The sequence below is a fragment of the Paenalicyclobacillus cellulosilyticus genome (genome assembly GCF_014647315.1).
Classification (GTDB): domain Bacteria; phylum Bacillota; class Bacilli; order Alicyclobacillales; family Alicyclobacillaceae; genus Alicyclobacillus_J; species Alicyclobacillus_J cellulosilyticus.
This window is the reverse complement of record NZ_BMOY01000026.1, coordinates 12,423-38,049: the sequence shown is the minus strand read 5'-3', so window position 1 is coordinate 38,049 and position 25,627 is coordinate 12,423. Positions and strand designations below refer to the sequence as shown.

Below are 25,627 nucleotides of genomic sequence, written 5' to 3'. Positions count from 1 at the left end.
ACGCCGGCCAGTCGGCGGCGGTGCGCACAGCCTGCGCAGCACGTGCCTGCTCGCGCGCCGCCCAGGCGGCCACCTCCGCCCGCGCGCCGGGCGTGCCGCCCGCCTCCTGGATCAGGATCACCGCGAGCGGCTTCGTTGTGCGCAACCGTGTCTGTTCGTACAGGTCTTTTGTGACGACGCCCTCGCAACCGAGGCCCACCAGCATGGTGGCAAACGCGTTCGGGTGTGCCGCCAGGTGGCTGAACACCCGCTGCGTCTGGGCGAGATCGGCGCCAATCTGCGCGCAGCCGTGCTGGTGTTCGACATACTTGACGCCAGGGATGTCGCGGGCGACGTCGATGGCCACCTGGTTCGCGCAGACGACGGCGGGCAGCACGAACAGGTGGTTGCGGACGGCCATTTGACCGTCCGGGCGCGGGTAGGCGAGGATGCGCGTCATGCCCCGGCGCCTCCTTTCACCTGGATTCGGCCTGCGTGGCGCGCCAGGTCCCCGCGGCCGCGCAGGCTCTCGATGTTGTGCACGTGGGCGTGTTCCCCCGGCGCGATGTCCCGGCTCGCCGCGCCGATGACCTGGCCGTACTTGCGCACCGGCTGGCCTTTGGCAATGGGGCGGATGGCGAACTTGTGGCCAAACGGGATGTCGTCCTGGAGGACGACGCGAAACCGGCCGTCCGGGTCGGCAATCTCGGTTCCGCGGGCAAGCTCGGTGAGGGCGATGGCCACGTCGTCGTCAGGGTGCATCTGGAGAAAGGCGCGCCCGGAGGGCGCATGCGGCGCTGCCATGGAATGCTTCACTCCTTGCCGCCAAGATTCACGACTTGCCACCGTGTGCAGACGGATTTCCAGGTTCGGTGTACGGCCGGTCACGTTCCGCGGCGGTCGCCGGCACAGCGTGCGGCTCACAAACTTTGACCGATGCGGTAGATGCCGAACTCGCGGTGACCGAGCCGTTCGGATTGCGTCAGTGCACCGTTGATGACGTCGATCATCGTCTGGAAAAGGCGCCTTCCGGCCTCTTCGACCGTCTCGACGCCGCGGATGACGCCGCCGCAGTTGAAGTCGATGTTGGCGCGCATCCGCTCATACGTGAAGTCGTTGGTCGCCACCTTGATGACCGGCGCGATGGGCGATCCGGTCGGCGTTCCCCGCCCGGTGGTGAAGATGATGATCTGGGCGCCTCCCGCCACCATCCCGGTCGCCTGCTCGATGTCGTGGCCCGGGGTGTCCATGATGACGAGGCCTTTTTCGCGCGGCCGTTCCGCGTACTCAACGACCTCGCGGACGGGGCTGGTGCCTCCTTTGTGGATACAACCGAGGCTTTTCTCCTCGATGGTGGTGATGCCGCCCTCGATGTTGCCGGGGGAAGGCTGGGCGCCGCGGATGTCGACTCCCATGTGCATCGCGTTCTCTTCCATCCGGCGCACGATGTACAGGATCCGCTCCGCGACGTCGGGCGAAGCCGCCCGCGCGGCCAACAGGTGTTCCGCGCCGATGAGCTCGGTCGTCTCGGCGAGGATGGACGTGCCGCCGGCCGCGACGAGCATGTCGCTGACTACGCCGAGCGCCGGATTGGCGGAGATGCCGGAACACGCGTCCGATCCGCCGCACTCCGTCCCGAGGATGATGTCGGCGAGCGAGATGGGTTCCCGCCGGACGCGATCCCGCGCTTCCAGGAAGGCCCGGGCGGCAGCGGCGCCTTGGGCGATGGCCTGCCGGATGCCGCCCGCTTGGCGCAGGCTGACGAGCGCCACTCGTTTGCCGGCCTGTTCCGCCTCCGCCGCAAGCGCTTGCACGTCGAACGGTTCGCCGCCCCAGGCGACGAGCACCACCCCGAAGACGTTGGGGTGGGTGGCGAAACCGCGAAACACGCGCACGGTCTGAGCGAGATCGTCCCCTGTCTGGGCAATGCCGTGCTGGTGGCGGAAGGTCACCGCCCCCGCCGCTTCGGCGCAGATTCGTTCTGCCACCTGGTTGACCTCGTAGGACAACGGCATCACGAGCACATGGTTGCGGACGCCGGCGCGGCCGTCCGCCCGCCGGTAACCGGTGAGTTGCACGCCGGCCAGGTTCAATTCGGGATGCCCTCCATTCTCCCGCGCTGTGTGACCATGCATGGCCGGGAAACCCCGCGGGTGACTATGTTGATTATATCGTAATTCCCGCACGCTTCGGGTGGATCATGTACAATGGTCGCGAGGTGATGGAGCGTTGGATGCGGCGATGAAGGTGCTGTGCGCCGGTGAACCGCTCGTGGTGCTTGTGCCCGACCGGCGCGGCAGCTTGGCGGCCGTCGGCGGATTTACGCCCTACGCAGCCGGGGCGGAACTCAACACCGCCATCGGCCTGGCGCGGCTCGGGGTGCCGTCCGCGCTGGCGTGCGCCGTCGGGGACGATCCGTTCGGCGAGCGCATCGTTCGCGCGGCCCGGGCGGAAGGGGTGGACACCTCGTGCGTGGCGCGCGTGGAGGGTTATCCCACCGCGGTCTTCTTCAAGCAGTGGGCGGGCCTGGACGGGGCGACGTCGGTCTATTACTACCGTTCGACTTCGCCGATGGCGCAAGGGCGGTGGGAACTTGCGCCCATCCTGCAAGCGTTGAAGCAAGGGACGTGGACATGGCTTCACACCACCGGCATCACGGGGATGCTCGGGCCGGAGGCCGCGGCGGGTTTGACGTCCCTCCTCACCGCCGCGCGGCAAGGCGGTTGTACGGTGTCGTTTGACATCAATGTGCGCCGCAAGCTGGCCGATCTCGCTGCCTGGCGGGCGTTGGCCGCCCAAGTGGCGCCGTGGGTGGATTGGTACTTCTTGGGAGACGAAGAGGCGGAGGCGCTGCTCGGTACCTCGGATCCGGCCGCCGTCGCCGCTTCCCTGCGCGCGTGCGGGTTTGCGGGGCGCGGCGTGATTGTCAAGCGCGGCGCGGCGGGCGCGGCGGCGTGCATGGGAGACGAGGTGTTGACGGTGCCCGCCTGGCCGGTGGCGGCGGTGGTCGACACGGTGGGCGCGGGCGATGGGTTCAATGCGGGGTTCATCGCCGGTATGGCGCGCGGTTGGCCAGTGGCCGAGGCGATGCGCCTGGGGACCCTGGTCGGCGCGTTCGCCGTCACCGCGGAAGGGGATTACGAAGGCTATCCCCTCTGGCGTGAGGCAAAGCGCCATCTGCAGCAGGAGGAAGGCGTTTTGCGTTGAAGTCTCTGAAGTCAGCTCTCGGCTGCCTGGGCGCATCCAGGCGGCTTGGGCGGGAGGGGAGACGATGAGCAGTTTCGACGCGCGTGTCGAGCGGTTGCGCGAAGCGGGCGTGATCGCGATTTTGCGGAAGTTGCCGGAGGAGGCGCTGCTCCCGGTCACCGACGCCTTGGTGGAGGCCGGGATCACGGCGCTTGAGATCACGATGGATTCCGCGGCCGGGGCGGAGGCCATCCGGACGTTGCGGGCGCGGCACGGGGATGCGGTGTTCCTCGGCGCGGGCACCGTGATGCACGAGGACCAGATCCGCGCTGCGGTGGCGGCCGGGGCGGAGTACCTGCTCAGCCCGCACCTGGACGTCCGCCTGGTGCAGGTCGCGCGGGCGCACGGGCGGCCGATGGTGCCGGGGGTGCTCACGCCGACCGAGATCGCGCAGGCCATTGCGGCGGGCGCGCCGGTGCTCAAGCTGTTCCCGGCGGGTCCGCTCGGCGTCGGGTACTTGAAGGATCTGCTGGGGCCGTTCGCCGGGACGGCGTTCCTGCCGACCGGAGGGCTCACGGCCGACAACCTGGCGGCGTTCCTGGAAGCGGGGGCCGTCGGCGTGGGATTGGGCAGTTCACTGGTGCCCAAGCACGAGGTGGCGGCGCAAGACTGGGCGGCCATCCGGCGGCGGGCGGAAGACGTGATGGCGCGCGTCAAGCAGGCGCGGGCCGGGCGGGGTTGAGGCACCGTCGGGTGGTCGCAGTCGGGGTGGCCGCAGGCAGGACAGGCGGCTCCCGTTCTCAGCATGCTGCGCAATAACAGGGAAAGGGGTACGGATGATGGCGCAACCGATTCGGGTGACGGTGTGGAACGAGTTTCGGCACGAGAAGATGCACGAGGCGGTCCGGCAAGTGTATCCGGACGGCATTCACGAGGCCATCGCGCGGCCGCTCTCGGCACAGGGGTTTGCCGTACGCACGGCGACCCTGGACGAGCCGCGCCACGGGTTGACACCCGAAGTGTTGGCGGAGACGGATGTGCTCATCTGGTGGGGGCACATGGCGCATCACGAGGTGGCGGATGAGGTGGTGGAGGACGTCGTCCGGCGCGTTTGGTCCGGCATGGGCCTGGTGGTGCTGCACTCCGGTCACTTCTCGAAGGTGTTCAAGCGGTTGATGGGCACCTCGTGCGACCTCAAGTGGCGCGAGGCGAACGACACGGAGCGGATTTGGGTCGTCAACCCGTCGCATCCGGTGGCGGAAGGGCTCGGCGAGTACATCGAACTCGAACGGGAGGAGATGTACGGCGAGCACTTCGATGTTCCGGCGCCGGATGAATTGGTGTTCGTCAGCTGGTTCACCGGCGGCGAGGTGTTCCGCAGCGGTTGCGCGTACCGGCGCGGCCGGGGGAAGGTGTTCTATTTCCGGCCCGGCCACGAGACGTATCCGACCTATCATCATCCGCAGATCCAGCGCGTCATCGCCAACGCGGTCCGCTGGGCGGCTCCGGGAAGCGGCCCGGTGCCTCGCTACGGACACAGCCAGCCGTTGGCATCGCCATGACCGATGAGGGGGGCGTGGGTCCGGCATGAAACCGTTTCGTGTGGTGGTGGCCGGTTGCGGAGGCATGGCGCGGGTATGGGTGGAGTACGCACTCGGGCGTCCCGACGTCGAGATCGTCGGGTTGGTGGACATCGTCGCGGCCAACGCGCAGGCGATGGCGGAGCGATACGGGCTCGCGGTGCCGGTGTACACAGACTTGGCCGAGGCCATTGCGGCGACGGGAGCCAACTTGGTGTTCGACGTGACCATCCCGTCCAGCCACCGCGAGGTGGTCACCACCGCCCTCGGCATGGGGTGCCACGTGTTCGGCGAGAAGCCGATGGCGACGACGTGGGAAGATGCCAAGGCCATCATGGAAACGGTGGCGAAGAGCGGTCGCACGTACGCCGTGATGCAGAACCGGCGGTACAACAAGCAGATCCGCGCCTTGCGCCGACTGGTGGCCGACGGGACCATCGGGCAGGTCGGGTTTGTGAACGCCGACTTCTTTCTCGGCCCGCATTTTGGCGGCTTCCGGGACCAAATGGAAAGTCCGCTCATCGTGGACATGGCCATCCACACGTTTGACCAAGCCCGCTTCATCACCGGCGCCAACCCGGTCTCGGTCTACTGCCACGAGTTCAATCCGCCGGGTTCCTGGTATCAGGGCAACGCGGCAGCCGTATGCATCTTCGAGTTGTCGGACGGGTCGGTGTTCTGCTACCGCGGGTCTTGGTGCGCGGAAGGGGCACCCACGTCGTGGGAGGCGTCGTGGCGTGTCATCGGCAGCCGCGGCACGGCCATCTGGGACGGCCGGACACCGCCGTTTGCCGAGGTGGTGGCGGATGGGGCTGAACCGAAGTTCTTCCGCGACGTGATGCGGGTGGACGTGCCGCTCGCCTGGCCTGGCCAGGAAGGCCACGCCGGGTGTCTGGACGAAATGTTCTCGGCGCTCGCCGCCGGACGCCGGCCGGAGACGGATGCGCACGACAACATCCACACGGTGGCGATGGTCTACGCCGCCCTCGAGAGCGCGCGGACCGGCCGCAAGGTGGAGATTCGGGTCTGAGAAGGAGGGGATGTGCGTGGACAGGGTGTGGTCGCAAGCAGAACCGCTCATCGCCGCGGTGGCTGCGGATGTGGTCGCATGGCGCCGCCATCTGCACCAGCACCCGGAACTGTCGTTTCACGAGGTGGAGACGGCGCGGTTTGTGGCAGACACCCTGGCGTCGTTCGAGGGCCTCGCCATCGAGCGGCCCACGCCGACCAGCGTCGTGGCTCGCCTCCATGGCGCAGAGCCGGGCCGAGTGCTCGCGCTGCGTGCCGACATCGACGCCCTGCCCATCGCCGAGGAGAATCCGGTGCCGTACCGATCCCGCCGCGCGGGTGTGATGCACGCCTGCGGCCACGACGGCCACACGGCGATGCTGCTCGGGGCGGCAAAGGTGCTGTGCGCGCTGCGCCACCACCTGCGCGGCGAGGTGCGCTTCATCTTCCAGCACGCGGAAGAGGTGCTGCCCGGCGGCGCGCAGGAACTGGTGGAAAAGGGCGTGTTGGCGGGCGTGGACCTCATCCTCGGCGCGCACCTGTGGAGCCCGCTGGCGTTGGGGCGCATCGGGGTTAAACCGGGGGCGCTCATGGCGGCGCCCGACACGTTCCGCATCACCATCCACGGCAAAGGCGGGCACGCGGCCCTGCCGCACGAAACCATCGACCCCATCCTCGTCGGCGCGCAGGTGGTGACGGCACTCCATCACATCGTCAGCCGCCGCGTGGATCCGCTGGCGCCCTTCGTCGTCTCGGTCACGCGGTTTGCGGCGGGAACGGCCGACAACGTGGTACCTGAGACCGCGGAGTTGACGGGTACCGTGCGTACGTTCGATCCCGCCTTGCGCGACGAGGCACCGCGCTGGATGGAGCAGGTGGCGCAGGGGGTGGCGGCTGCGTACGGGGCGAGCTGCGACGTAGAGTACCGGCGGGGATACCATCCGGTGATCAACGACGAAGCGTCCGCCCGCTGGCTGCGCGAGGTGCTGGAAGAGGTGTTCGGCCCGGGCGTCGTCGTCGACGCGGTGCCGACGATGGGCGGCGAGGACTTTTCGGCGTACCAGCAGCAGGTGCCGGGTGTGTTCTTTTTCATCGGGGTGCGGGACGAGGCGGCGGCGAGCGTGTATCCCCATCACCATCCGCGGTTCAACATCGCGGAAGCCGCGCTGCCGATGGGGGTTAAGGCGTTCGTGGCTGCAGCCGTGCGGTATTTGGGGACGGCGGATCCGCCGTCCGGGACGTGACGGTGTGGAGACAACCCAGCCGGGTGCCGTCATGTGCACGGCGCCCGTGGCAGGAGGCGGTGTGGGATGACCGGAAAGGAAGTGCGTGCATGCCAAGCGGCGGTCCTCCATGCGCCGGGGGACGTGCGGCTGGAGGAACGGCCGGTGCGCGACCTGGCGCCGGACGAGGCGCTGGTGCAAGTGATGGCGGTCGGGGTGTGCGGTTCCGACGTGCACTACTACGAACACGGCCGGATTGGCGATTTCGTCGTACGGCAACCCTTGATCCTCGGCCACGAGTGCGCCGGGGTGGTGGTGGCGACGGGCGCGGCGGTCACGCGGGTCAAGCCGGGGGACCGGGTCGCCATTGAGCCGGGCGTCACCTGCGGCCGGTGCCCGGCTTGCAAGAGCGGCCGGTACAACCTCTGTCCTGAGGTGCAATTCCTCGCGACCCCACCGGTGGACGGGGCGTTCGCCGAATACATCGTCCACCGGGAGGACTTCCTGCACCCCATCCCGGACGGGATGTCGTTCGAAGCGGCGGCGCTGGTCGAACCGTTCTCGGTCGGCCTGCACGCGTGTGCGCGGGCTGGCGTGCGCCCCGGGGACACGGTGGCCATCCTCGGGATGGGCCCGGTCGGCCTGCTCGCGGTCGTGGCCGCGGCGGCGTACGGGGCACAACGGATCATCGTCTCCGACCTGGAGGAGAACCGTTTGGCGGCGGCCCGCCGTCTGGGTGCGACCGACACCGTGCCGGCCGCGGCGGGCGCCGAGGCCATCCTGGCCCTCACCGGCGGGCAAGGCGTCGATGTGGCGCTCGAGACGGCGGGCCATCCCAAGGCGTTGGCGACGGCGATGGCCGTCTTGCGGCGCGGCGGCCGGCTCGCCGTCGTCGGCCTGCCGCCGCAGGACGAGGTCGCGCTCCATATTCCGCGCCTCTCGGCGTACGAGATCGACGTCTTGGGCGTGTTCCGCTACGCCAACACGTACCCGCGCGGCATCGCGCTGCTCGCTTCCGGGCGCTGGCCCATCGAGGATTTGGTGACGGACAGGTATCCGTTGGCAGAGACCAAGCAGGCGCTGGAACGGGCGCGGACCAACAAGGCGGGCAGCATCAAGGTGATGGTGTACCCACAGGCGTGATCAAGGGGTACCCGCAGGCGTGATCGGGGGCGTGACCGGGGGCGTGACCGGGGGCGTGACCGGGGCGCCGCGTCAGCCGCCCACCGTCACGCCGGCCCACCGCTCGTAGCACTTGACGACGGCGCACAGGTCCTCCTTGCCGAACCCCTCGGCGATGGCCGCCTGCAGCATCTCCTTGGCCACGGAGAGCGCGGGGGTCGGCAGGCCCAGCTCGTCGGCCAGGTTCTTCGCCAGTTTGAGGTCTTTGTGCATCAGCTCGGTCATGAAGTGGGGGCGAAAGTCGCGCGCGATGACCTTTGGCCCTTTCGCCTCCGCCATGCCGCTCCTCGCACCGCCGCCGGCCACCACTTGCAGGAACAGGTTCGGATCGATGCCCGACTTGGCCGCCATGACGATGGCTTCCGCCAAGGCAACCAGGTTGATGGCCGCCATGGCGTTGTTGGCGAGCTTGGTGTACGATCCAGCACCGCTCGGCCCCATATAGAACGCCGCTTTGCCCATGGCGTCGAACAGCGGCCGGCAGCGCTCAAACTGCTCCTTCTTCCCGCCCACCATGAACGTCAGCTGCCGTTGTTCCGCCTGCGGCTCGCTGCCGGTGACCGGGGCGTCCAGCATCTCGATGCCGAGCTTCGCCAGCTCCGCCGCGATCCGCTGGCTGGTACGGGGGCTCACGGTGCTGCAGTCGACGACGAGCGTCCCGTGGCGGGCGCCGGTAGCGACGCCGTTTGACCCGAGGATCACCTGCTCGACCGCGGCGTCGGCGGTCAACATGGTGAACACCACGTCCGCATCCTTGGCCGCGTCGGCCGGCGATGACGCCACCCGGGCGCCCAATTCCGCCAACGGCTTGGCTTTCTCCGCCGTCCGGTTGTACACGTTGAGCGGGTAGCCAGCTTGCATCAGATTCCTCGCCATGGGCAGTCCCATCGTGCCCAGTCCGATAAAGCCAATCCGTTTCATCGCCAAGACTCCTTCCTCTTTGCGGTTTCCCTTGCATGCCCCATGGGCGGCAGAGGCAGATAGCGCCTTGTGTTCGCGTGGGCCAGCCCGGTTTTGCGCGCGCCGGGTTGCGTCCGGCGCTCGGGATGATCCGAGGCCGTCTCCGATGATCTATAGTTTAGCTGAATGTGCCATGTCCACGCAGCGGAGGGGTGGAGCGATTGAAGATTGAGAAGTTGGAGTGTTTCAAAGTGCCGCCGCGCTGGCTGTTCCTGAAGGTCACGACGGACGACGGCCTGGTGGGCTGGGGAGAGCCGGTGGTGGAAGGGCGGGCGGACGCGGTCGCCGCCGCCGTGCGGGAGCTGGAGAGCCTCCTTGTCGGTCAGGACCCGAACCGGATTGAAGATTTGTGGCAGGCGATGTACCGCGGCGGGTTCTACCGCGGCGGCCCGGTGTTGATGAGCGCCATTGCGGGCGTGGACCAAGCGCTGTGGGACATCAAGGGCAAGCGGTACGGGCTGCCGGTCTACGAGTTTCTCGGCGGCGCGGTGCGCGAGAAGATGCTGGTGTACGCCTGGATCGGCGGCGACCGCCCGGCCGAGGTGGGCGCCGCGGCCAAAGCACGGCAACAGGAAGGGTTTCGCGCCGTCAAGATGAACGCCACCGAAGAGATGCACTACATCGACTCGTTCGCCAAGGTCGAAGCGGTGCTCGCCCGCGTGGCGGCGGTACGGGACGCGGTGGGGAAGGATTTCGGGATTGCCGTCGACTTTCACGGCCGCGTCCACAAGGCGATGGCGAAGGTCTTGGCGAAGGAGCTCGATCCGTTCCACCTCATGTTCATCGAGGAGCCGGTGCTGCCCGAGCACAGCGAGGCGCTGCGCGAGGTGGCCCGCCATACGGCGACGCCCATCGCCACCGGGGAGCGGATGTTCTCGCGCTGGGACTTTAAGCGCATCCTGCAGGAGGGTTACGTGGATATCGTCCAGCCGGATCTGTCCCACGCCGGCGGGATCTCCGAGGTGCGGCGGATTGCGGCGATGGCGGAGGCGTACGACGTGGCCGTGGCGCCGCACTGCCCGCTCGGGCCCATCGCGCTGGCGGCGAGTTTGCAGGTCGACTTCGCCGCCCCCAACGCGGTCATCCAGGAACAGAGCCTCGGCATCCACTACAACCAAGGCAACGACCTGCTCGACTACGTCGTGGACCCGTCCGTGTTTCACTTTGCGGACGGGTTTGTCCGCCGGCTCTGCGGACCGGGGCTTGGCATCGAGATCGACGAGGAAAAGGTGCGGGAGGCGGCGGCGCGGGGACACGACTGGAAAAACCCTGTCTGGCGGCTTGCCGACGGCAGCATCGCCGAATGGTGATGTTTCGTCACCCGAATGGTATGCTGAGGGAGATGAGGCCTGAGGGGTTTGGGGACACACGCTTACGCTGGAGAAGGAGAGTTGCGGAGACGGAGATGCAAGGAAATTGAATTGGCGGCGGACGTTGTGGATCCTCTGGGCGGCGAACTTTTCCGTGACGGCCGGCATGAGCCTCGTCATCCCGTTTCTGCCGCTGTATATTGAATCGCTCGGTGTGCACCGCCTGGCGGACATCGAACGTTGGAGCGGTTGGGTGTTCTCGGTCCAGTTCGTCACCTCGTTCATCTTTCAGACCGTTTGGGGTACGTTGGCCGACCGGTACGGGCGCAAGGTGATGCTGCTGCGGGCGGGATTCGGAATGGGTGTGGTGACGGGGTTGATGGGCCTCGTCGGTTCGGTGTGGCAGTTGTTGCTGTTGCGCCTGGTCAACGGTGTGTTCTCCGGGTTTATCTCCATGGCGGTGTCGCTTCAGGCGTCCATCACCCCGGATGAGCACGCGGGCCGGGCGCTCGGGACGCTGCAGACGGGAGCCATCGCGGGCAACCTGATTGGCCCGCTGGCGGGCGGAATGCTCGCCGAGGTCGTCGGTTTCCGCAAGGTGTTCTTCTTCACGGGCGCGCTGTTGGTGTTGGCGAGCATCATCGTCATGGTGTTTGTGCACGAACGGCCGGCGGCTGCTCGCCGTGCGGCGGCGCGCGGTGCGCGCGATTGGCACTTGCTCGTGCCTTTGTGGCCGGTGTTCCTCGCGTCCGCCATGACCCAGGTCGGGATGATGAGCATCGAGCCCATCGTGTCAGTCTACGCGAAGACCCTGTACACCGGCCCGCACCTGGCGTTCATCGCCGGGGTGGTCGTCTCCGTCACCGGGATCGCCAACCTGTTCGGCGCCCCGGCCCTGGGGCGGCTCGGCGACGCCATTGGCCAGCGCAGGGTGCTGTTGCTCGCGCTCCTCGCCGCCTCGGCGGCGTTCGTGCCCCAGATGCTGGCACACCATGTGGCGGTGTTGATAGCCGGGCGGTTTTTGCTCGGGTTGTTCGTGGGCGGCATGATCCCCTCGCTCAACGTCCTGGTCAAGAAGTTGGCGCCGCCCCAGATGCAGGCGACCGCGTTCGGACTCAACTCGTCCTCGGTGTTCTTCGGCAACCTGGTCGGGCCGCTGTTGGGCAGTTCGGTCGCTGCGGTCTTCGGCATCCGCAGCGTGTTTTACGTGACGATGTCGGTATTGCTTCTGACGGCGGCGCTGGTCGCGAGCCAGCGCCGCCTCGACGCGGCGAACGGTGCGGCGTGAGGCGTTCACCCGGCATGCGCTCGCGCCATATGCGCAAGGTGAACACGGCTGCTCGGGGAAGCGTGCGGTCTTATGCGGCCGATGGGTGGATGCCTTGACCTTCACTCGTCCGGGTCGACCAGCTTGCCAGGATTCAAGATGCCGTGCGGGTCGAGCAAGCGCCGGATGGCGCGCATCACCTCCAGCGCCGGGCCGTGCTCCTGCGCCTGATACGCCCGTTTGCCGATGCCGACGCCGTGTTCGCCGGTGCAGGTGCCGCCGTGGGCGAGGGCAAACGCGACAATCTCGGCGTTGACCGCCTTGGCGCGGGCGAGATCGTCCGGGTCGTCCGGGTCGAGAGCGATGCTGCAGTGGAAGTTGCCGTCGCCCACGTGGCCGATGATGGCCCCGCGCATGCCGTGTTCTTCGAGCGCGCGGTGGGCGTGCGCGACGGCGGCGGGCAGCACCGACAACGGTACGCAGACGTCCGTGGCCATGTGCTTGAGCCCCGGATACTGCGCCATGAAGACGTGGGCGGCACTGTGGCGCGCTTCCCACAGTGTGGTGCGTTCTTTCTCATCCGTCACCGCGACGAACCGGGTGCACCCCTCGTCGCCAAGCAGCGCTTGCGCGAGGCGGATGTCGTGCAGAATGCCGTCGCTGCTGCCGTGAAACTCGAGAAACAGCGTCGGCACGACCGGGTAATCGGTGCCTTTGAAGCGGTTGAACGCGGCGATGAAGCGGGCGTCGACCAATTCAATGCGCGCTACGGGCACCCCGGCGCCGACGAGGGCGGTCGCGGCCTGCACGCACGCCGGGATGTCGGGAAATTCGGCGCGCGCGGCGACGATGCGCTCCGGGATGCCGAAGACGCGCAGCCAGATGCGGGTGAAAACGCCGAGGGTGCCTTCCGACCCCACGAACAGGCTGTTCAGGTTGTAGCCGGAGGACGTCTTGGCCGCCAGCGATCCGGTACGAATGACGCGCCCGTCGGCAAGCACGACTTCCAGCGCCCGCACGTTCTCCCGCATGGCACCGTAGCGGACGGCGTTCGTGCCGCTGGCGTTGGTGGCCGTCATGCCGCCGATGGTGGCGTTGGCGCCGGGATCGACCGGAAAGAACAGACCATGGCGGCGCAGGGCGTCGTTCAGGGCGAGCCTGGTTGTGCCCGGTTCCACGCAGACGAGAAAATCGTCCGGCCGAATGTCGAGAATGCGGTTCATCCGCGTCATATCGAGGCTGATGCCGCGCTTGACGGGCACGACGTGGCCCTCCAGCGCGGTTCCGGCGCCAAACGGGACGACGGGAATCCGGTGGGCAAACGCGGTCTGCAGGATGCGCACCACATCGTCCGTCGACTCCGGGAACAGGACGATGTCCGGCCACGGCCCGCGGTGGTAGGACTCGTCGTGGCTGTGTTGTTCGCGCACGGATGCGCTCTCGGAAATTTGATGCGGTTTGAGAAACGAGAACAAATCCGACAATGACTGGCGTTCCATGTGGCCCGCAGTTCCCTTCCCTGGGAAATCGTTTGGATACTTCACAAAAAATCATACACCAACCGGGCGTCTCATTCGAGTGTCGGAAGATTTGGGCGTCTGATACCCTGGGCTGAGACCCAGGGCTTGCGGCGGCACTGCACCACGATGCGCATTACTCCCGCACAATCGTCTGCGTCCGCTCCGGGCCGACGGAGATATACCGGATGGGGACTTGGACGAGAGATTCCACGCGCTCCACGAACCGCCGCGCGTTCTCCGGCAGGTCGGCGAAGGTGCGGCAGGCGGACAGGTCCTCTTCCCATCCGGGCAGGGTCTCGTAGATGGGCCGGACGCGCTCCAGTTCATACGCGGGCAGCGGTGTATCGTAGGTGCGCCCGTCGCGTTCATACGCCACGCACACGGCCACTTCGGGCAGACCGCTCAACACGTCGAGCTTCATCAGCGCCAGGTCGGTGTAGCCGTTCAACCAGGCACCGTAGCGCAAGGTCGGGATGTCGAGCCAGCCGCAGGCCCGGCGCCGGCCGGTCGTCGCCCCGTATTCGTGGCCTTTTTCCTGCAAATAGCGGCCAATCTCGTCGTCGAGCCGTGTCGGGAACGGTCCTTCACCCACCGCGGTGGTGTACGCCTTGGTGATGCCGGTCACCCGTTTCACCGCCCACGGCGGGATGCCGGCGCCCGCCGGGGTGCCGCCTGCAATCGGGGACGACGACGTGACGAACGGGTACACACCCCAGTCGAGATCCCGCATCACGCCGAGCTGCCCTTCGAGCAACACGTAGCGGCCGGACTCCACCGCGCGGCGGATGACCGGCAGGGTATCTTGGATGTAGGGCAGGAGGACCTCCCGCGCTGCGACAAGCTCTTGCCACATCTCGGCGAAGGAGCTGCAATACGCTTTCATCCCCGGCATGCGCTCCAGCTTGAGGGCGAACGCCGCCTCCAGGCGCTGGCGGAAGTGGCCGAGATCGCGCATCTCGCCAATCTGGATGCCGAACCTCCCCGCTTTGTCCTGGTAAGCCGGCCCGATGCCTTGCAGGGTGGTGCCCACCTTGCGCAATCTCGTCTCTTCCTCGTACTTGTCCTGCCACACGTGGTAAGGGAGGACCAGGTGGGCGCGTTCGGAGATGAGGAGGCGCCGGGTGTCGATGCCCGCTTCGGCCAGCGTTTTCAACTCCTGGACCAGGTTCATCGGATGGATGACCACGCCGGTGCCGAGCACGCACGTCGTCTGCGGATGAAAGATGCCGGAAGGCACCAGGTGCAGGGCGAACTTGCCGTGCTCGTTTACAATGGTGTGGCCGGCGTTCCCGCCGCCTTGATAACGGATGACCAGGTCGGCCTGGGCGGCGAAGTAGTCGACCATCTTGCCTTTGCCTTCGTCGCCGTACTGGGCGCCGACGACCGCGTGGACCATGTACGCTCACTCCTTGCTGCGGGCGCGGCATGCCGCGCCCGGCTGCGTCGCGCAGGCCGGTGGTGTTCCGCCCGCGCGGGCCGACTTCAGTGTACGCGATGCACGCTTATGTGTAAAATTGATTTGTTGCATACGTTCCATGCGCGTCATGCATAAGGGGGGCCCGGCGTGGACCCGCGGTACCAGACGTTTGTCCAAATTGTGGAGCATGAAACCCTGGTCCGGGCGGCCGAGGCGCTTCGCTTGACGCAGCCGACCGTCACCCGCCAGGTGCAACAGCTGGAGGCGCAGGTCGGGATGCGGTTGTTCGACCGCATCGGCAAGCGATTGGTGCTCAACCGGGCGGGCGAGATTGTGTACCGGTACGCCAAGAGCTGCCTGCTGCTCGAACAAAAGATGCGGGACGAGCTGGCCGCCTTCCTGGACCCTGAGGCGGGGACGGTGTACCTGGGCGCGGGGTTGACGCCGTCCATCTATCTGTTGCCGCCGCTGCTCGCCCGCTACCGGCGGCTGCACCCGCACGTGCAGTTTCAAGTGCGCAGCGGATCGAGCCGGGAGGTGTGGGCGATGCTCCGCCAACGGGAGGTCGACCTGGGCGTGGTGACGACCGTCCCCGCCGACCGGGACGACTTGGTGCAGACGCCGCTGGTGCGCGACGCCCTCCGGCTCGTGGCGGCCCCCGGGCATCCGTTGACCCGTTTTCGCGAGGTGCGCCTGGCGGACGCCGCGCAGTACCCGTTCGTCCTGATGCGGGAAGGCAGCAGCCTGCGCGCCATCGTGGAGCGGCTCGTCGCGGCGCGTGGCGCAACGGTGCGCGCCGCCATGGAGACCGACAGCCTGGAGAGCATCAACCGCTTGGTGCAACAGGGCATCGGCATCGCGGTGCTGCCGGAATCGGCGGTGCAGGACGACCTTTTGCTCGGCCGGCTGGTGAGCATTCCGGTGGTCGACGCCGATCTCGGCGCGCGCACCATCACGTTGGTGGCGCGGGCGGAGGGGTCGTTGCCGGCGTGTGCCGCCCAGTTTGCGCGCTGGCTGCCTGCGGCCGTCGCCGGTGCGGAGCGGACGAAGGGCGAAGGAGAAAAGGGATGATGCGCCGCCGGATGCAGGGCCGGTTCAGGTCGTGCACGGCCGGTTCAGGTACAATGGAGGCGGCGAAAGGGGAGTGGCACGATGAGCTCGCTCACAGACCTGTTGGGCGCCGAGGTGCTGGCGGTGGCGTGGCTGGACGACCTGCGCCATCCGCAGGACAACGTCGACCTGGACGTCCGCCTCGGCGGCGAGGTGGCACGCGGGTTGCGCCCGCCGCTCGCCCGGGTATGGCGGGCGGCGCCGGAACCCGGGCTCGCCGTCAGCCTCCGCGATCTCGCCACCGCACAGGCGCAGGCGGCGGCGGATCGGCTGCGCGGCGAAGGGTGGCTGGTGGTCGTGCGCAACACCGGCGGCACCGCCGTGCCGCAGGGGGACGGCGTGCTCCACTTCTCGCTCATCCTGCCGCGCACGCGCCGCTCCGGCAGCACGGACGCCTATTACCGCCTGTTGACGGAGGTGCTCATCGCCTGGCTGGCGGGGTACGGTGTCGAGGCCGCGACCGGGCCGTTGCCGGGCAGCTACTGCGACGGCCAGTACAACGTGGTGGTCGGCGGGCGCAAGCTCATCGGGACCGCCCAGTCGTGGCGCGGCGGCCTCGCAGGGATGGCGTCGGGGCATCCCGGCTACATCCTGGCCCACGCCTGCATCATGATTGATGTCGATCTCGTTTCGGGCACGCGGCTCATCAACCGGTTCTATGCCGAGGCCGGTCTGCCGGACCGGGTGCGGGCCGAGGCGTCCGTCTGCCTGCGCGATCTGGTTCCGGACGATGTCCTCGGCGCGCAGGCGGGAAGTCATGGCGGTGCTGCATTCGTCCCGCCCGTTTCCGCGCGCACGCCGCGGTGGCGGGCGGATGCGGCGGCCGCCGGCCTCTTGGCGGCGGCGGCCGCCTATTTTGCCGCGCGCGGCATCCGCACCGCGGCGGCCGCGGGCGCGGGATGAGTCGGCCCGGGACACCAGGGCCGGTGGTCCTGTGGGCCGCGCAAGCACGCGATAGGAGGATGGTCATGCAGGGGTTGTTGGCAGGAAAGCGCATCGTGGTGATGGGTGTGGCGAACGAACGCAGCATCGCCTGGGGGATCGCCAAGGCGGCGCACCGGGAAGGGGCGCGCCTCATTTTCACGTACCGCAAGGAGCGGTCGCTGCAGAAGCTGGATCAATTGCTCGCGGCGAGCGGGATCGACCCGCTTTTGCGCGTGGCGTGCGACGTGGCGGACGATGCGTCCGTCGCGCGGGCGTTCGCCGACATCGGCGAGCAGGTGGGCACGATTCACGGGCTGGTTCACTCGTTGGCGTTCGCGGACCACAAGGAACTGCAGGGTGAATTCGTCCAAACGTCCCGCGCAGGATACCACCTCGCCCAGGACGTGAGCGCCTATTCTTTGGTCGCGGTGGCGCGGGCGGCGCGCCCCCTGTTTCGCGAGGGCGGCAGCATCGTGACGCAGACGTACATCGGCGCGGAGCGGGTCGTGCCCAACTACAACGTGATGGGTGTGGCGAAGGCGGCGCTCGAGGCGTGCGTGCGCTATCTGGCGCGGGATCTCGGTCCGGACGGGATCCGCGTCAACGCCGTGTCGTCCGGGCCGGTGCGCACCCTGTCGGCGAAAGGCGTGGCGGGGTTCAACGACGTGTTGGCGGCGGTGGAGCAGAAGGCGCCGCTGCGGCGCAACATCGACCAAGATGAGGTCGGCGACGCGACGGTGTTTTTGTTGAGCCACCTTTCGCGCGGTATCACCGGCGAGGTGCTGCACGTGGACGCGGGGTACCACATCCTTGGGTTCTGAGGCGGCGGCTGTGGCTGCGGCGCCGGCGCGGCCGCGCATCCGGGGTCAGGGGGCAGGCAGTTGGACGGTGACCGTGGTGCCTTCGCCCTCGCGGCTCGCCACCTGGATCTTCCCCTGGTGTGCGTCGACAATCCAGCGGGCGATGGACAAACCCAACCCCGCGCCGGCCGAAGCGGTGCGGGCACGGGCTTTGTCGGCCCGGTAAAACCGCTCGAAGATGTGGGGCAGATCGGCCTCCGGGATGCCGATGCCCGTGTCCTGCACCTGGATCACCGCCTGGTGGCGCGATCGCGTCAGGCGTACGGTCACCCGCCCGCCGGCCGGGGTGAACTTGCAGGCGTTGTCGAGGAGGATGACCAACAGCTGGTGCAGGCGGTCGGGATCCCCCTCGATGGTCAAATCCGGCGCTTCTACCTGCAGGGTGAGGCCGCGGGCGGCGGCGACGGGCTCGAACAGCTCGCCGACGCGGCGGACGAGATCGCCCAAGTTCAAGGCGGAGACGGAAAGCGGCGCCGCACCGGAGTCGCTGCGCGCCAGCGTGAGCAGGTCTTCCACCAGACGGCTGAGACGGCGGGCCTCGCTGTGGGCGTTGTTCAGCCACTCCATGTTGTCGAGCACCGTCTCGTGGCTGTGCTCCATCACGATGTTCAGGTTCGACTGGATGACCGCCAGCGGCGTGCGCAGCTCGTGCGACGCGTCGGCGACGAAGTCGAGCTGGCGCTGCCAGGCGGTGCGGATGGGCTTGAGGGCCCGCTCGGCGAAGAGAAATCCGGCCAGGGTGCTGATGAGCACGCCCGCGCCGCCCACGAGCGCGAGCACGTGCAGCAGGCGTTGCAGGACCGACAGCTCGCGGGCGATGTTGCCGACGACCACCACGTACTGGATGGTGCCGAAGAACGGATCGGCCAGTTCCGGTTCGTAGATCAGGCGATAGACCTGGTCGCCGCCCGCGTTGAACGTGGCGGCCCACGGGTGTACGCCGGCGTGGGCGGTCACGAACGGCGAGATGGCGTTGAACAAATCGTCGGGCAGGTTGCTGATGACCTGGTTCGGTGTGCCGACCATGCCGTAGATGCCCATCGGGAGGTTGGAGAGCACGAACGGGGCGTTGCGGTGCAGGATCTGGCGGACGACGATGTCGAGCCGGGCGTCGATGGACTGCAGCACCACGTGGCGCACGATGGCGTAGACCGCGAGGGAAGAGACGGCGTACAGGCAGATGAAGATGGCCACCGACAGCAGCGTCAGGCGGACGCGGACGCGCTGGAACAAGGAAGGTCCCTCACTTTTCGTGCTTGCCTGGATGCGGACGAAACACGTAGCCGACGCCACGCACGGTTTCAATATACGAAGGTTGGTCCGGCAGGTCGATCTTGCGCCGCAGGAAGTGGATGTAGTTCTCCACCGCGTTGCCGACCACGCTGGCGTCCGGGCCCCAGACGCGGTCCAAAATCAGTTCTTTGGAGAGCACCTTGCCGTGGTTGCGCAACAACAGTTCCAGGAGCTGAAACTCCTTCTGCGTGAGCGACAGCACCTCGTCGCCGCGCCGCACCACCCGCTCCGTCAGGTCGATGGTGAACGGTCCCACGGTCATCTCGTTCGTGCCGGCGAGGTTCCCGGTCCGGCGCGTCAGCGCCCGCACCCGCGCCAACAGTTCCTCGTTGGCAAACGGCTTGACCAAGTAGTCGTCCGCGCCGGTGTCGAGCCCCTTCACCCGGTCCTCCACCGTGTCCTTGGCCGTCAGCAGCAGGATGGGTACGTCGTGCCCTTCCTTGCGCAGGGTGCGCACGATGTCCAATCCGCTCAGCTTGGGGAGCATGATGTCGAGCACGAGGGCGTCGTAGCTGTGGGTGCGCGCCAAATCGAGGCCGGTCTCGCCGTCGTATGCCACGTCCATCTCATAGTGGTGCTCCTTGAACAGCTGGCGCAGCGCCGACGCCAGCTTCTTTTCGTCCTCTACCAACAGGATCCGCACCCCGGACCCTCCTTGTCCGTTCCCCGCTTGTCCGTCAGGCCGCCCGTGTTTCGTCGCCTGCCATTATAGCACACCCATGCACGCTGGATGGGGAAACGGGCGCCCGCCCAGGCAGCCGGGGCACCCCCGGCATACGGTATGGGGAAATTCGCCCACAGGGGGTGTCCGGATGCAGATCCACGTCGTGCGGCGCGGCGAGACGCTGTGGCGGATCGCTCAGCAATACCGGGTGGACCCAGAGCGTATTGCCGCGCTCAACGCCTTGCCCGACCCAAACGTGTTGCTCGTCGGCCAAGCATTGCTCATCCCTGTGCCGGAAGGGGTGTACGTGGTGCAACCCGGCGATACGGCGTTTGCCATCGCCAACCGTTACGGGACGACGGTGGCGCAGCTTCAGCAGTGGAATCCGCAGGTGGACCTAAGCCGCCTCACCGCCGGCCAAGTGCTGCGTGTGCCGCCTCTGCCGCGCCGGACGGTGGAGACCAACGCCTATCTCACCGACTTCGGCGCACCGGGCCAGCGCACCGTGCAAGAGGCGGGCGCGTATTTCACCTACCTCAGCCCGTTCAGTCACCACGTCCGTCCTGACGGGAGCCTCGAACCGCCCGGGGACGACCCCGTCCTGCCGCTCGCGCGCCAAGCGCGGATTGCGCCGTGGTGCGTGGTGACGAATTGGGCGGGGGACATGTTCAACTCCGACGTGGCGCACGCGTTCCTGCGCAATCCGGCGGCCCAGGACGCGTTTTTGCGCAACGTCCTCGCCCTCATGCGCGCCAAAGGGTACACCGGCCTGAACGTCGACTTCGAATACCTCTACCCGCGCGACCGCGAGGCGTACAACCGGTTTCTCGCCCGCATCCGCGATCCGCTGCGGCAAGCCGGCTATCTGCTCTCCTCGGCGCTGGCGCCCAAGTTCAGCGGCACCCAGGTCGGGCTGTTGTACGAGGCGCACGACTACGAGGTGCACGGGCGGCTGTGCGACCTCGTCATCCTCATGACGTACGAATGGGGCTGGGCGGGCGGGCCGCCGTGGGCTGTCGCCCCGGTGAGCGAGGTGCGCCGCGTGCTGGATTACGCCGTGACCGTCATCCCGCGCGACAAGATTCTGATGGGGTTTCCGGTGTACGCGCGCGACTGGACCCTGCCGTTTCAGCCGGGCACGGTGGCCGAGACCATCAGCCCGCAGGAGGCGCTGGCGCGCGCGATCGCGCACCAGGCGGCCATTCACTATCACCCGTCGTACCAAGCCCCGTACTTCCGGTACACCGATCCGCAGGGCAGGCGGCACGAGGTGTGGTTTGAAGACGCCCGCAGCATCGAGGCCAAGCTCAGCCTCGTCCGGGCGTACCGCCTGCGCGGCATGAGCTTCTGGGAGTTCCCGTCTGAGATCCCGCAGCTGTGGCCGCTCTTGGCCGCCCACTTCCAGGTGCGCAAGGTGCTTTGAACGTCCGGCGCGGTCCGCCGGTCCCGCGGACGGTTGACCCGCACGGCGGATGGACACGATGGAACGGCGCGAACTCGCCCGGGACGCGGACGGTTGACCCGCACGGCTGAATCGCGCTAACCTGACAAGCGTAAGGTTGAAACCACCGCAGCAAGCGGCCGGCAGTGTGCCACACAACCCGGCTCGGGAAGTCAGGTGAACCGCATGGGTCCGTCATGGCGGGAGGCGGCGTCCGCCGCACCGCGCTCCGACCGGCTGCACCGGCGCAACCGCACCCTCCTCTTGGCGTGGTTGGCGCTGGTTCTGGCCATCGGGGGGACGTTCGCCGCGGAGACGGTGCGCGCCCTCCAATTTCGCGCCAAGCATCAATCGGTGTTCAACCACTACGTCATCGTGCACCGGATCGGGTGGGCGGAGGTGAGCACGGATGCCCTCGGCTTGCAAGGCGACTTTTGCGTCCTGCACCTCCGCCGCCCCATCCCTGCCTCCGTGCTCGCCGCACAAACCTTCGCCCTGATGACCCGCTACCACGCGATGGACGGCGGCCACAGCCTCACCATCGAGTACGCCGATCCGCACACGGGCCGCGCCGTCATCCAGGCGGACGCCGTGTACGATCCCGCTTCGCACCGGCTCCTGATGACGCTGCACGAAGGCGACCGCCTGGTCACGGTGGAACGCCGCGTCGACTGGCAGGATGACAGGACGTGATCGCTGCGGTTTTACCCATGGCGGTCTTCCGCGTTGCAGCACGCTCGTTTTCCACGCAATGAAGGTTCGCTTGTGCATGGCGGCCCGCCCGCCCGGGACAAGGTAAGCAGAGACACCGTCCTGAAGGGGGAGGCCGCGTGTACGCCACCGCATGGTCGCTTTTGCCGTTCGCCGCGGTGATGGGACTTGCCGTCGCCATGCGCGAAGTCCTGCCCGCGCTGTTGGCCGGGCTTTTGCTCGGCGCCTTCATGCTCCATCCGTCGCCGCTCGCGGGGGTGGAGGCCGCCATCCGCTACGTCCTGCGGGAGGCGGGCAAGCCGGACAATCTCCGCCTCCTCGTCTTTCTCTACGGGTTCGGCGCGTTCGTCGGCCTGGTCAGGGTGACGGGCGGCGTGGCGGGCTTTGCGCAGGCGGTCGCCCGGCGTGTGCGCACCGTCCGCGGCGCGTACGCCCTTGCCTGGGTGTCCGCGTTGTTCACGTTCATGGCTCCGGACTTCCGCATCCTGACGGTGGCGCCCGTGTTGCAACGCATCTTCCAACGCTTCCGCGTGCCGGCGAGCGAGATGGCCCTCATCATCGACATCACCGCCACCCCGCTGTGCGCCGTCGTTCCGGTCGGGACCGCGTTTGTCGGCTACATGGTCGGCCTCCTCGCCACCTCGTCCAGCCATCACGGCGCGGCGCCGCCGGACAGCGCGTACCGGCTGCTCCTGTGGAGCATCCCGTGCAATCTGTTCGCCTGGCTGATGTTGGGATACGGTTTGTACCGGTCCGTCTTTCACCGGCCTCTGCCTGCCGCCGCAGCGTCCGCGGGGGAGACCGCACCGCCGGCGGATAAGGCGGCCGCGCCCGCGCCGGCTGCCCGGTCCTCGCTGGCCGCACCGCCCGCAACCCGTGCCCGCCGCGGCGGGCTGCGCAAGCCATCGCGGATGCTCCCCCGCCCGGTCGGCGTGGAGACGGCCGCTGAGCTGATGCCTGCCGCAACGCAAGCCGGCTCCCCGCCCGATCCGCTGGAACACGTGGCCCAGAGCGCGCGGCCGAATCCGTGGCACCTCACGGTGCCGCTCGCCGTCCTCCTTGCGCTCACCCTGTTCTTGACCTGGTGGGACGGCCACCGCCGCGCCGCCGGCCTCCTTGGCGCCTTCGCGGCGGCGAACGCGGCGCAGGCGATGCTCACCGCCTTGTTCATCACGTTGGCCGGCGCGCTCGCGTGGTATCTCGGCCGCGGCGAACCGGCGTGGCGGACGGTGTACGGGTTCCTCGCCGGCGGCAACGAGATGATGCCGGTGGTGCTTTTGCTCGTCCTGGTGTGGGCGGTCTCCGCCATCTCGGCCGATCTCGGTTTTGCCGCGTTCATCGCGCGCGCGGCGGGGCGGGCGCTGCCGCCCCCGCTCGTCGCGCCGCTGTTGTTCGCCATCGGCTGCCTGTTGTCGTACGGCATCGGGTCGTCGTTCGCCACCTGGGGGATGTTGATGCCGCTCGGGTTTTCCCTCGCCGCCACGTCCGGCGTCCCGTACGCCCTCGTGGCGGGCGCCGTGTTCGCGAGCGGCACGTTCGGCGGCTTCGTCTCTCCGCTCAGCGACAATACGCTGGCGATGGCGGCGGTGATGAAACTGCCGGTGCTCGGGTACGCCCGCCGCAAGCTGCGGTTGGCGCTGCCCTTCGCCGCAGCGTGCGCCGTGCTGTATGCAGCCGCCGGCTGGTTGTGGGGGGGCGTGCGTTAGGCGGTCGTGCGACGGGCGCAGACCGGCACACCCCCGGGCGGCGCGCCAGCGCACACCCAGGCGATGTTCCCTCGCGCACCCGGACGGCGCTCAATCGAACACCTGGATGCCGTGGCGGCGCAGCTCCCGCACCGCGTCCTGCAGCTGGCTCTCTTCGTCGTACGCCACGGTGTGCATGTGGTGGCCGTCGGTCAGGGAGGAGAGCAGGCTTGCGCCCGACCGGCGCACCTGCTCCATGAACATGCGCACGTCGCGCCGGTTCGCCAATTGCAACGAACCGCGCAGTTCGCCGTAGATCGGGTGTTCAATCAGAACGTCGATCACGGTCAGGCCGTGATCGACCAAGATGCAGAGCTCGGTCTCGGTCAACGCGGGCGGGTGGTGGACCGCGAGCAGGGTCTGGTTGCGCGGGGCAGGATCCCGTTGCAGCCAGTACCCGCGCGGCGTGGAGACGATGGGCACGTGTTGTGCGCGCAGGAGGGCGATGTCGTGCACCACCACCTGCCGCGTGACCCCGAGCCGGTTGGCCAGCTCCGATCCGGTGACCGGATCGGCCGCGGCGGCGAGCAGCGCGAGCAGGCGCGCTTGGCGTTCGTTCCGCGTGGGTGCGTTCACGGGCCATCCTCCCCGCTCCAGGGGCGCTGGTTTTCCGCCTCCTCCAACGCCACCCACGGCTGTTCGGGCGCTTGGTCGCTGTCGTGCGCGAAGACCAGGTGTTGTTGAAAGAACGCGGTCATGTCCTTCCCGGCCGCCTGGCTCACGAACTGCATGAAGTCTTCCGTCGTCGCGACCTGGTACATATAGCGCTGGACGTACTGTTGCAGCATGCGGTCGAACGCCGGCTCGCCCATTGCCTGCATCAGGTCGTACAGGGTGCGGGCGCCCATGTTGTAGATGGTGGTGTAGTATGCGTCGGCCGCATTCCCGCCGCCGAAGTCGGAATTCCCGAACGCGCTGACCGGGTAGCTGACGTGGTTGCCCGCCGGCTCAGGGTCGGTGGCGGAGATGTCGGCGTGATCGAACCGCTGCTCGCTGAGGGTGGCGAACGCCTCGTCGATCCACGGCGTGAGGTACTGGTCGTCGCCGACGAGGCCGTAGAACCACTGGTGGGCCACCTCGTGCGCGACATCGGCGGTGATGTCGCTCGCACTGTCCGCGCCGGGGTAAAAGCTGATCATCACCAGCTGCGGGTACTCCATGCCGCCGAACCAACCGACCATGCCGCAGACGCGCAACGTCGGGTACGGATACGGCCCGTACCACTGGTTGTAGGCGGCAAGCGCCTGTTTGGCGACGTTCAGCATGGTGGTGCAAAGCGCCTTCTCGGACGGGGTGTAGTACACGTAGATGGCGGTGTTGCCGGCGCGGCCCTGCAGGACCTTGTAGGTCGAGTCGGCCACGACGGCGACGTCGCGCACGCCGACGGCCGTATAGTCGTACGTCACCGTCCCGGCCTGCGGGTGCTCCTGCACGCCTGTCTCCTGACCCGTGACGGCGAGCACCCACGTCTTGGGGGCGGTGATCCGCAAGTGGAAGGCGCCGGTCAGCGAATAGAACGACTCGCCGTCGTTGTAATACGGCGGCGTCACCCAGCCGTGCTCGTCGTGGACGGCGAGGATGGGGAACCAGTTTCCCAGGTCGATGTTGGTGCCGTTCCACCCGTAGCGGTCCTGGATGTGCGGCAGCTTGGCCAACAGGTCCATCGCCACCACGCCTTCGCCGCCTGCCGGGAGGGGGTGGTTGAGCTGCACCGTGAGCAGGGTGCCGTGCAAGGTGAAGTGCGCCGGCTTGCCGTCGACGGTGACCCCCTTGACCTGTTCGTAGCCGCCGGCCTGCCGGTAGTGCGGGGCGTCCGGCCAGACGTTGAAGTACAGGGTGGAGATGGGACGGCCGAGATTGTTGTGCACGTGGACGCTTTCATGGGCCGCAAACTCGTGCACGTCGGGGGCGAGCGTCACGTCCAGCTGATAGACCAGTTGGTCGGGGCCGCGCACCTGGCCGTCCCCCGGGTGTTGCGACAAGAGCTGTTGCAAGGTTTTGACGTCGCGGGCAATGGTCTGTGCGGTAAGCGTCCGCGCCGTCACCGCCACCGGGACCAGTTTCGGGATGGGCGGTTCCTGAAGCGGAACCGCGGCGGCCGCAGCCTGGCCCGGACCCAGGCTGAGGACGGCTGCGGCCAGCGTGCAGAGCACCAGCTTCCCGGGGGTTCGTGCCTGCCGGGACTTCCGCGCGGTGGCGATTTGGGTCGGTCTCGGGTGAAAGGTCGCGCCCATGCGGGTGTCATCC

Annotated in this window: 24 protein-coding genes; 14 read left to right on the top strand and 10 right to left on the bottom strand. The window is 68.0% G+C overall.

The genetic code is table 11. The annotated features are described in order from the left end of the window. The 3 genes from IEX97_RS08905 to IEX97_RS08895 all read right to left on the bottom strand — a co-directional run. Positions 1-439, bottom strand: a 439-nt coding sequence (locus IEX97_RS08905; RefSeq protein WP_188882471.1) for a UxaA family hydrolase, incomplete at its 3' end; no start/stop codon positions are given. After that, positions 436-783, bottom strand: a complete 348-nt coding sequence (locus IEX97_RS08900) for a UxaA family hydrolase (RefSeq protein ID WP_188882470.1) — start codon at positions 781-783, stop codon at positions 436-438. The genes IEX97_RS08900 and IEX97_RS08905, both read right to left, overlap by 4 nt. A gap of 116 nt (positions 784-899) precedes the next feature. Then, a complete protein-coding gene (locus tag IEX97_RS08895) occupies positions 900-2,072 on the bottom strand; it encodes a UxaA family hydrolase (RefSeq protein WP_308426198.1) in 1,173 nt (390 codons plus the stop codon). Between the two features lie 136 nt (positions 2,073-2,208). Here IEX97_RS08895 and IEX97_RS08890 point away from each other — a divergent pair, with 136 nt between their 5' ends. The 6 genes from IEX97_RS08890 to IEX97_RS08865 all read left to right on the top strand — a co-directional run bounded on the left by IEX97_RS08890 (position 2,209) and on the right by IEX97_RS08865 (position 8,119). Next, on the top strand, positions 2,209-3,186 hold the full coding sequence (locus IEX97_RS08890) for a sugar kinase (protein ID WP_229776700.1): 978 nt from the start codon (positions 2,209-2,211) through the stop codon (positions 3,184-3,186). A 64-nt stretch (positions 3,187-3,250) separates the two neighbouring features. Further along, positions 3,251-3,907 (top strand): bifunctional 4-hydroxy-2-oxoglutarate aldolase/2-dehydro-3-deoxy-phosphogluconate aldolase, encoded by a 657-nt coding sequence (locus IEX97_RS08885; RefSeq protein ID WP_188882467.1) that lies wholly within the window; start codon positions 3,251-3,253, stop codon positions 3,905-3,907. A gap of 97 nt (positions 3,908-4,004) precedes the next feature. Further along, the gene (locus tag IEX97_RS08880) at positions 4,005-4,727 is read left to right on the top strand and encodes a ThuA domain-containing protein (RefSeq protein WP_188882466.1); all 723 of its coding nucleotides are present in this window, start codon (positions 4,005-4,007) and stop codon (positions 4,725-4,727) included. 25 nt (positions 4,728-4,752) lie between these two features. Further along, positions 4,753-5,775: a Gfo/Idh/MocA family protein gene (locus IEX97_RS08875; protein ID WP_188882465.1), complete on the top strand. Its 1,023-nt coding sequence runs from the start codon at positions 4,753-4,755 to the stop codon at positions 5,773-5,775. Between the two features lie 16 nt (positions 5,776-5,791). Continuing rightward, positions 5,792-6,997, top strand: coding sequence for an amidohydrolase (locus IEX97_RS08870; protein WP_188882464.1), 1,206 nt, complete (start codon positions 5,792-5,794; stop codon positions 6,995-6,997). A gap of 66 nt (positions 6,998-7,063) precedes the next feature. Then, positions 7,064-8,119 carry an NAD(P)-dependent alcohol dehydrogenase gene (locus IEX97_RS08865; protein WP_188882463.1) on the top strand — a complete coding sequence of 352 codons (1,056 nt, stop codon included), beginning with the start codon at positions 7,064-7,066 and terminating at the stop codon, positions 8,117-8,119. A 72-nt stretch (positions 8,120-8,191) separates the two neighbouring features. Here the strand turns inward: IEX97_RS08865 and IEX97_RS08860 are convergent, their stop codons facing one another. Further along, positions 8,192-9,226 (bottom strand): NAD(P)-dependent oxidoreductase, encoded by a 1,035-nt coding sequence (locus IEX97_RS08860; RefSeq protein WP_268238331.1) that lies wholly within the window; start codon positions 9,224-9,226, stop codon positions 8,192-8,194. A gap of 53 nt (positions 9,227-9,279) precedes the next feature. Here IEX97_RS08860 and dgoD point away from each other — a divergent pair, with 53 nt between their 5' ends. Further along, complete coding sequence (gene dgoD, locus IEX97_RS08855) at positions 9,280-10,428, top strand: galactonate dehydratase (RefSeq protein WP_188882477.1); 1,149 nt, start codon at positions 9,280-9,282, stop codon at positions 10,426-10,428. A gap of 106 nt (positions 10,429-10,534) precedes the next feature. After that, complete coding sequence (locus tag IEX97_RS08850) at positions 10,535-11,716, top strand: MFS transporter (RefSeq protein ID WP_188882461.1); 1,182 nt, start codon at positions 10,535-10,537, stop codon at positions 11,714-11,716. Positions 11,717-11,817: 101 nt separating this feature from the next. On the opposite strand, the gene IEX97_RS08845 is transcribed toward IEX97_RS08850, so the two are convergent. Continuing rightward, positions 11,818-13,125: an FAD-binding oxidoreductase gene (locus IEX97_RS08845; RefSeq protein ID WP_308426196.1), complete on the bottom strand. Its 1,308-nt coding sequence runs from the start codon at positions 13,123-13,125 to the stop codon at positions 11,818-11,820. A gap of 223 nt (positions 13,126-13,348) precedes the next feature. Then, positions 13,349-14,611: an adenylosuccinate synthase gene (locus IEX97_RS08840; RefSeq protein WP_188882459.1), complete on the bottom strand. Its 1,263-nt coding sequence runs from the start codon at positions 14,609-14,611 to the stop codon at positions 13,349-13,351. Positions 14,612-14,779: 168 nt separating this feature from the next. On the opposite strand from IEX97_RS08840, the gene IEX97_RS08835 reads away from it, so the two are divergent. The 3 genes from IEX97_RS08835 to fabI all read left to right on the top strand — a co-directional run bounded on the left by IEX97_RS08835 (position 14,780) and on the right by fabI (position 17,487). Then, positions 14,780-15,703, top strand: coding sequence for a LysR family transcriptional regulator (locus IEX97_RS08835; RefSeq protein ID WP_188882458.1), 924 nt, complete (start codon positions 14,780-14,782; stop codon positions 15,701-15,703). A gap of 81 nt (positions 15,704-15,784) precedes the next feature. Beyond that, the gene (locus IEX97_RS08830; RefSeq protein ID WP_188882456.1) at positions 15,785-16,645 is read left to right on the top strand and encodes a lipoate--protein ligase family protein; all 861 of its coding nucleotides are present in this window, start codon (positions 15,785-15,787) and stop codon (positions 16,643-16,645) included. Positions 16,646-16,710: 65 nt separating this feature from the next. Then, positions 16,711-17,487, top strand: a complete 777-nt coding sequence (fabI, locus tag IEX97_RS08825) for an enoyl-ACP reductase FabI (protein ID WP_188882455.1) — start codon at positions 16,711-16,713, stop codon at positions 17,485-17,487. Between the two features lie 45 nt (positions 17,488-17,532). Here fabI and IEX97_RS08820 read toward each other — a convergent pair whose 3' ends face one another. Continuing rightward, on the bottom strand, positions 17,533-18,759 hold the full coding sequence (locus tag IEX97_RS08820; protein ID WP_188882453.1) for a sensor histidine kinase: 1,227 nt from the start codon (positions 18,757-18,759) through the stop codon (positions 17,533-17,535). 10 nt (positions 18,760-18,769) lie between these two features. Continuing rightward, positions 18,770-19,462, bottom strand: a complete 693-nt coding sequence (locus IEX97_RS08815; RefSeq protein ID WP_188882452.1) for a response regulator transcription factor — start codon at positions 19,460-19,462, stop codon at positions 18,770-18,772. Between the two features lie 169 nt (positions 19,463-19,631). Between IEX97_RS08815 and IEX97_RS08810 the strand changes: the two genes are divergently transcribed. The 3 genes from IEX97_RS08810 (at position 19,632) to IEX97_RS08800 (ending at position 23,341) form a co-directional block, all read left to right on the top strand. Beyond that, positions 19,632-20,906: a glycoside hydrolase family 18 protein gene (locus IEX97_RS08810; RefSeq protein WP_188882450.1), complete on the top strand. Its 1,275-nt coding sequence runs from the start codon at positions 19,632-19,634 to the stop codon at positions 20,904-20,906. A 204-nt stretch (positions 20,907-21,110) separates the two neighbouring features. Beyond that, positions 21,111-21,617 (top strand): hypothetical protein, encoded by a 507-nt coding sequence (locus tag IEX97_RS08805; RefSeq protein WP_188882448.1) that lies wholly within the window; start codon positions 21,111-21,113, stop codon positions 21,615-21,617. 137 nt (positions 21,618-21,754) lie between these two features. Beyond that, positions 21,755-23,341, top strand: coding sequence for a Na+/H+ antiporter NhaC family protein (locus tag IEX97_RS08800; protein WP_188882446.1), 1,587 nt, complete (start codon positions 21,755-21,757; stop codon positions 23,339-23,341). Between the two features lie 90 nt (positions 23,342-23,431). Here IEX97_RS08800 and IEX97_RS08795 read toward each other — a convergent pair whose 3' ends face one another. Continuing rightward, positions 23,432-23,956: a transcription repressor NadR gene (locus IEX97_RS08795; protein WP_188882444.1), complete on the bottom strand. Its 525-nt coding sequence runs from the start codon at positions 23,954-23,956 to the stop codon at positions 23,432-23,434. Next, positions 23,953-25,614, bottom strand: a complete 1,662-nt coding sequence (locus tag IEX97_RS08790; RefSeq protein WP_188882442.1) for a M1 family metallopeptidase — start codon at positions 25,612-25,614, stop codon at positions 23,953-23,955. Before IEX97_RS08790 ends, IEX97_RS08795 begins: the two co-directional genes overlap by 4 nt. Between the last annotated feature and the right edge of the window lie 13 nt (positions 25,615-25,627).

Excerpts from the sequence above, each read along its gene's own strand:
- IEX97_RS08900 (WP_188882470.1), bottom strand. The coding sequence starts at position 783 with ATGGCAGCGCCGCATGCGCCCTCCGGGCGCGCCTTTCTCCAGATGCAC.
- IEX97_RS08885 (WP_188882467.1), top strand. The coding sequence starts at position 3,251 with ATGAGCAGTTTCGACGCGCGTGTCGAGCGGTTGCGCGAAGCGGGCGTG.
- IEX97_RS08880 (WP_188882466.1), top strand. The coding sequence starts at position 4,005 with ATGGCGCAACCGATTCGGGTGACGGTGTGGAACGAGTTTCGGCACGAG.
- IEX97_RS08875 (WP_188882465.1), top strand. The coding sequence starts at position 4,753 with ATGAAACCGTTTCGTGTGGTGGTGGCCGGTTGCGGAGGCATGGCGCGG.
- IEX97_RS08865 (WP_188882463.1), top strand. The coding sequence starts at position 7,064 with ATGACCGGAAAGGAAGTGCGTGCATGCCAAGCGGCGGTCCTCCATGCG.
- IEX97_RS08840 (WP_188882459.1), bottom strand. The coding sequence starts at position 14,611 with ATGGTCCACGCGGTCGTCGGCGCCCAGTACGGCGACGAAGGCAAAGGC.
- IEX97_RS08830 (WP_188882456.1), top strand. The coding sequence starts at position 15,785 with ATGAGCTCGCTCACAGACCTGTTGGGCGCCGAGGTGCTGGCGGTGGCG.
- fabI (WP_188882455.1), top strand. The coding sequence starts at position 16,711 with ATGCAGGGGTTGTTGGCAGGAAAGCGCATCGTGGTGATGGGTGTGGCG.
- IEX97_RS08810 (WP_188882450.1), top strand. The coding sequence starts at position 19,632 with ATGCAGATCCACGTCGTGCGGCGCGGCGAGACGCTGTGGCGGATCGCT.
- IEX97_RS08805 (WP_188882448.1), top strand. The coding sequence starts at position 21,111 with ATGGGTCCGTCATGGCGGGAGGCGGCGTCCGCCGCACCGCGCTCCGAC.
- IEX97_RS08790 (WP_188882442.1), bottom strand. The coding sequence starts at position 25,614 with ATGGGCGCGACCTTTCACCCGAGACCGACCCAAATCGCCACCGCGCGG.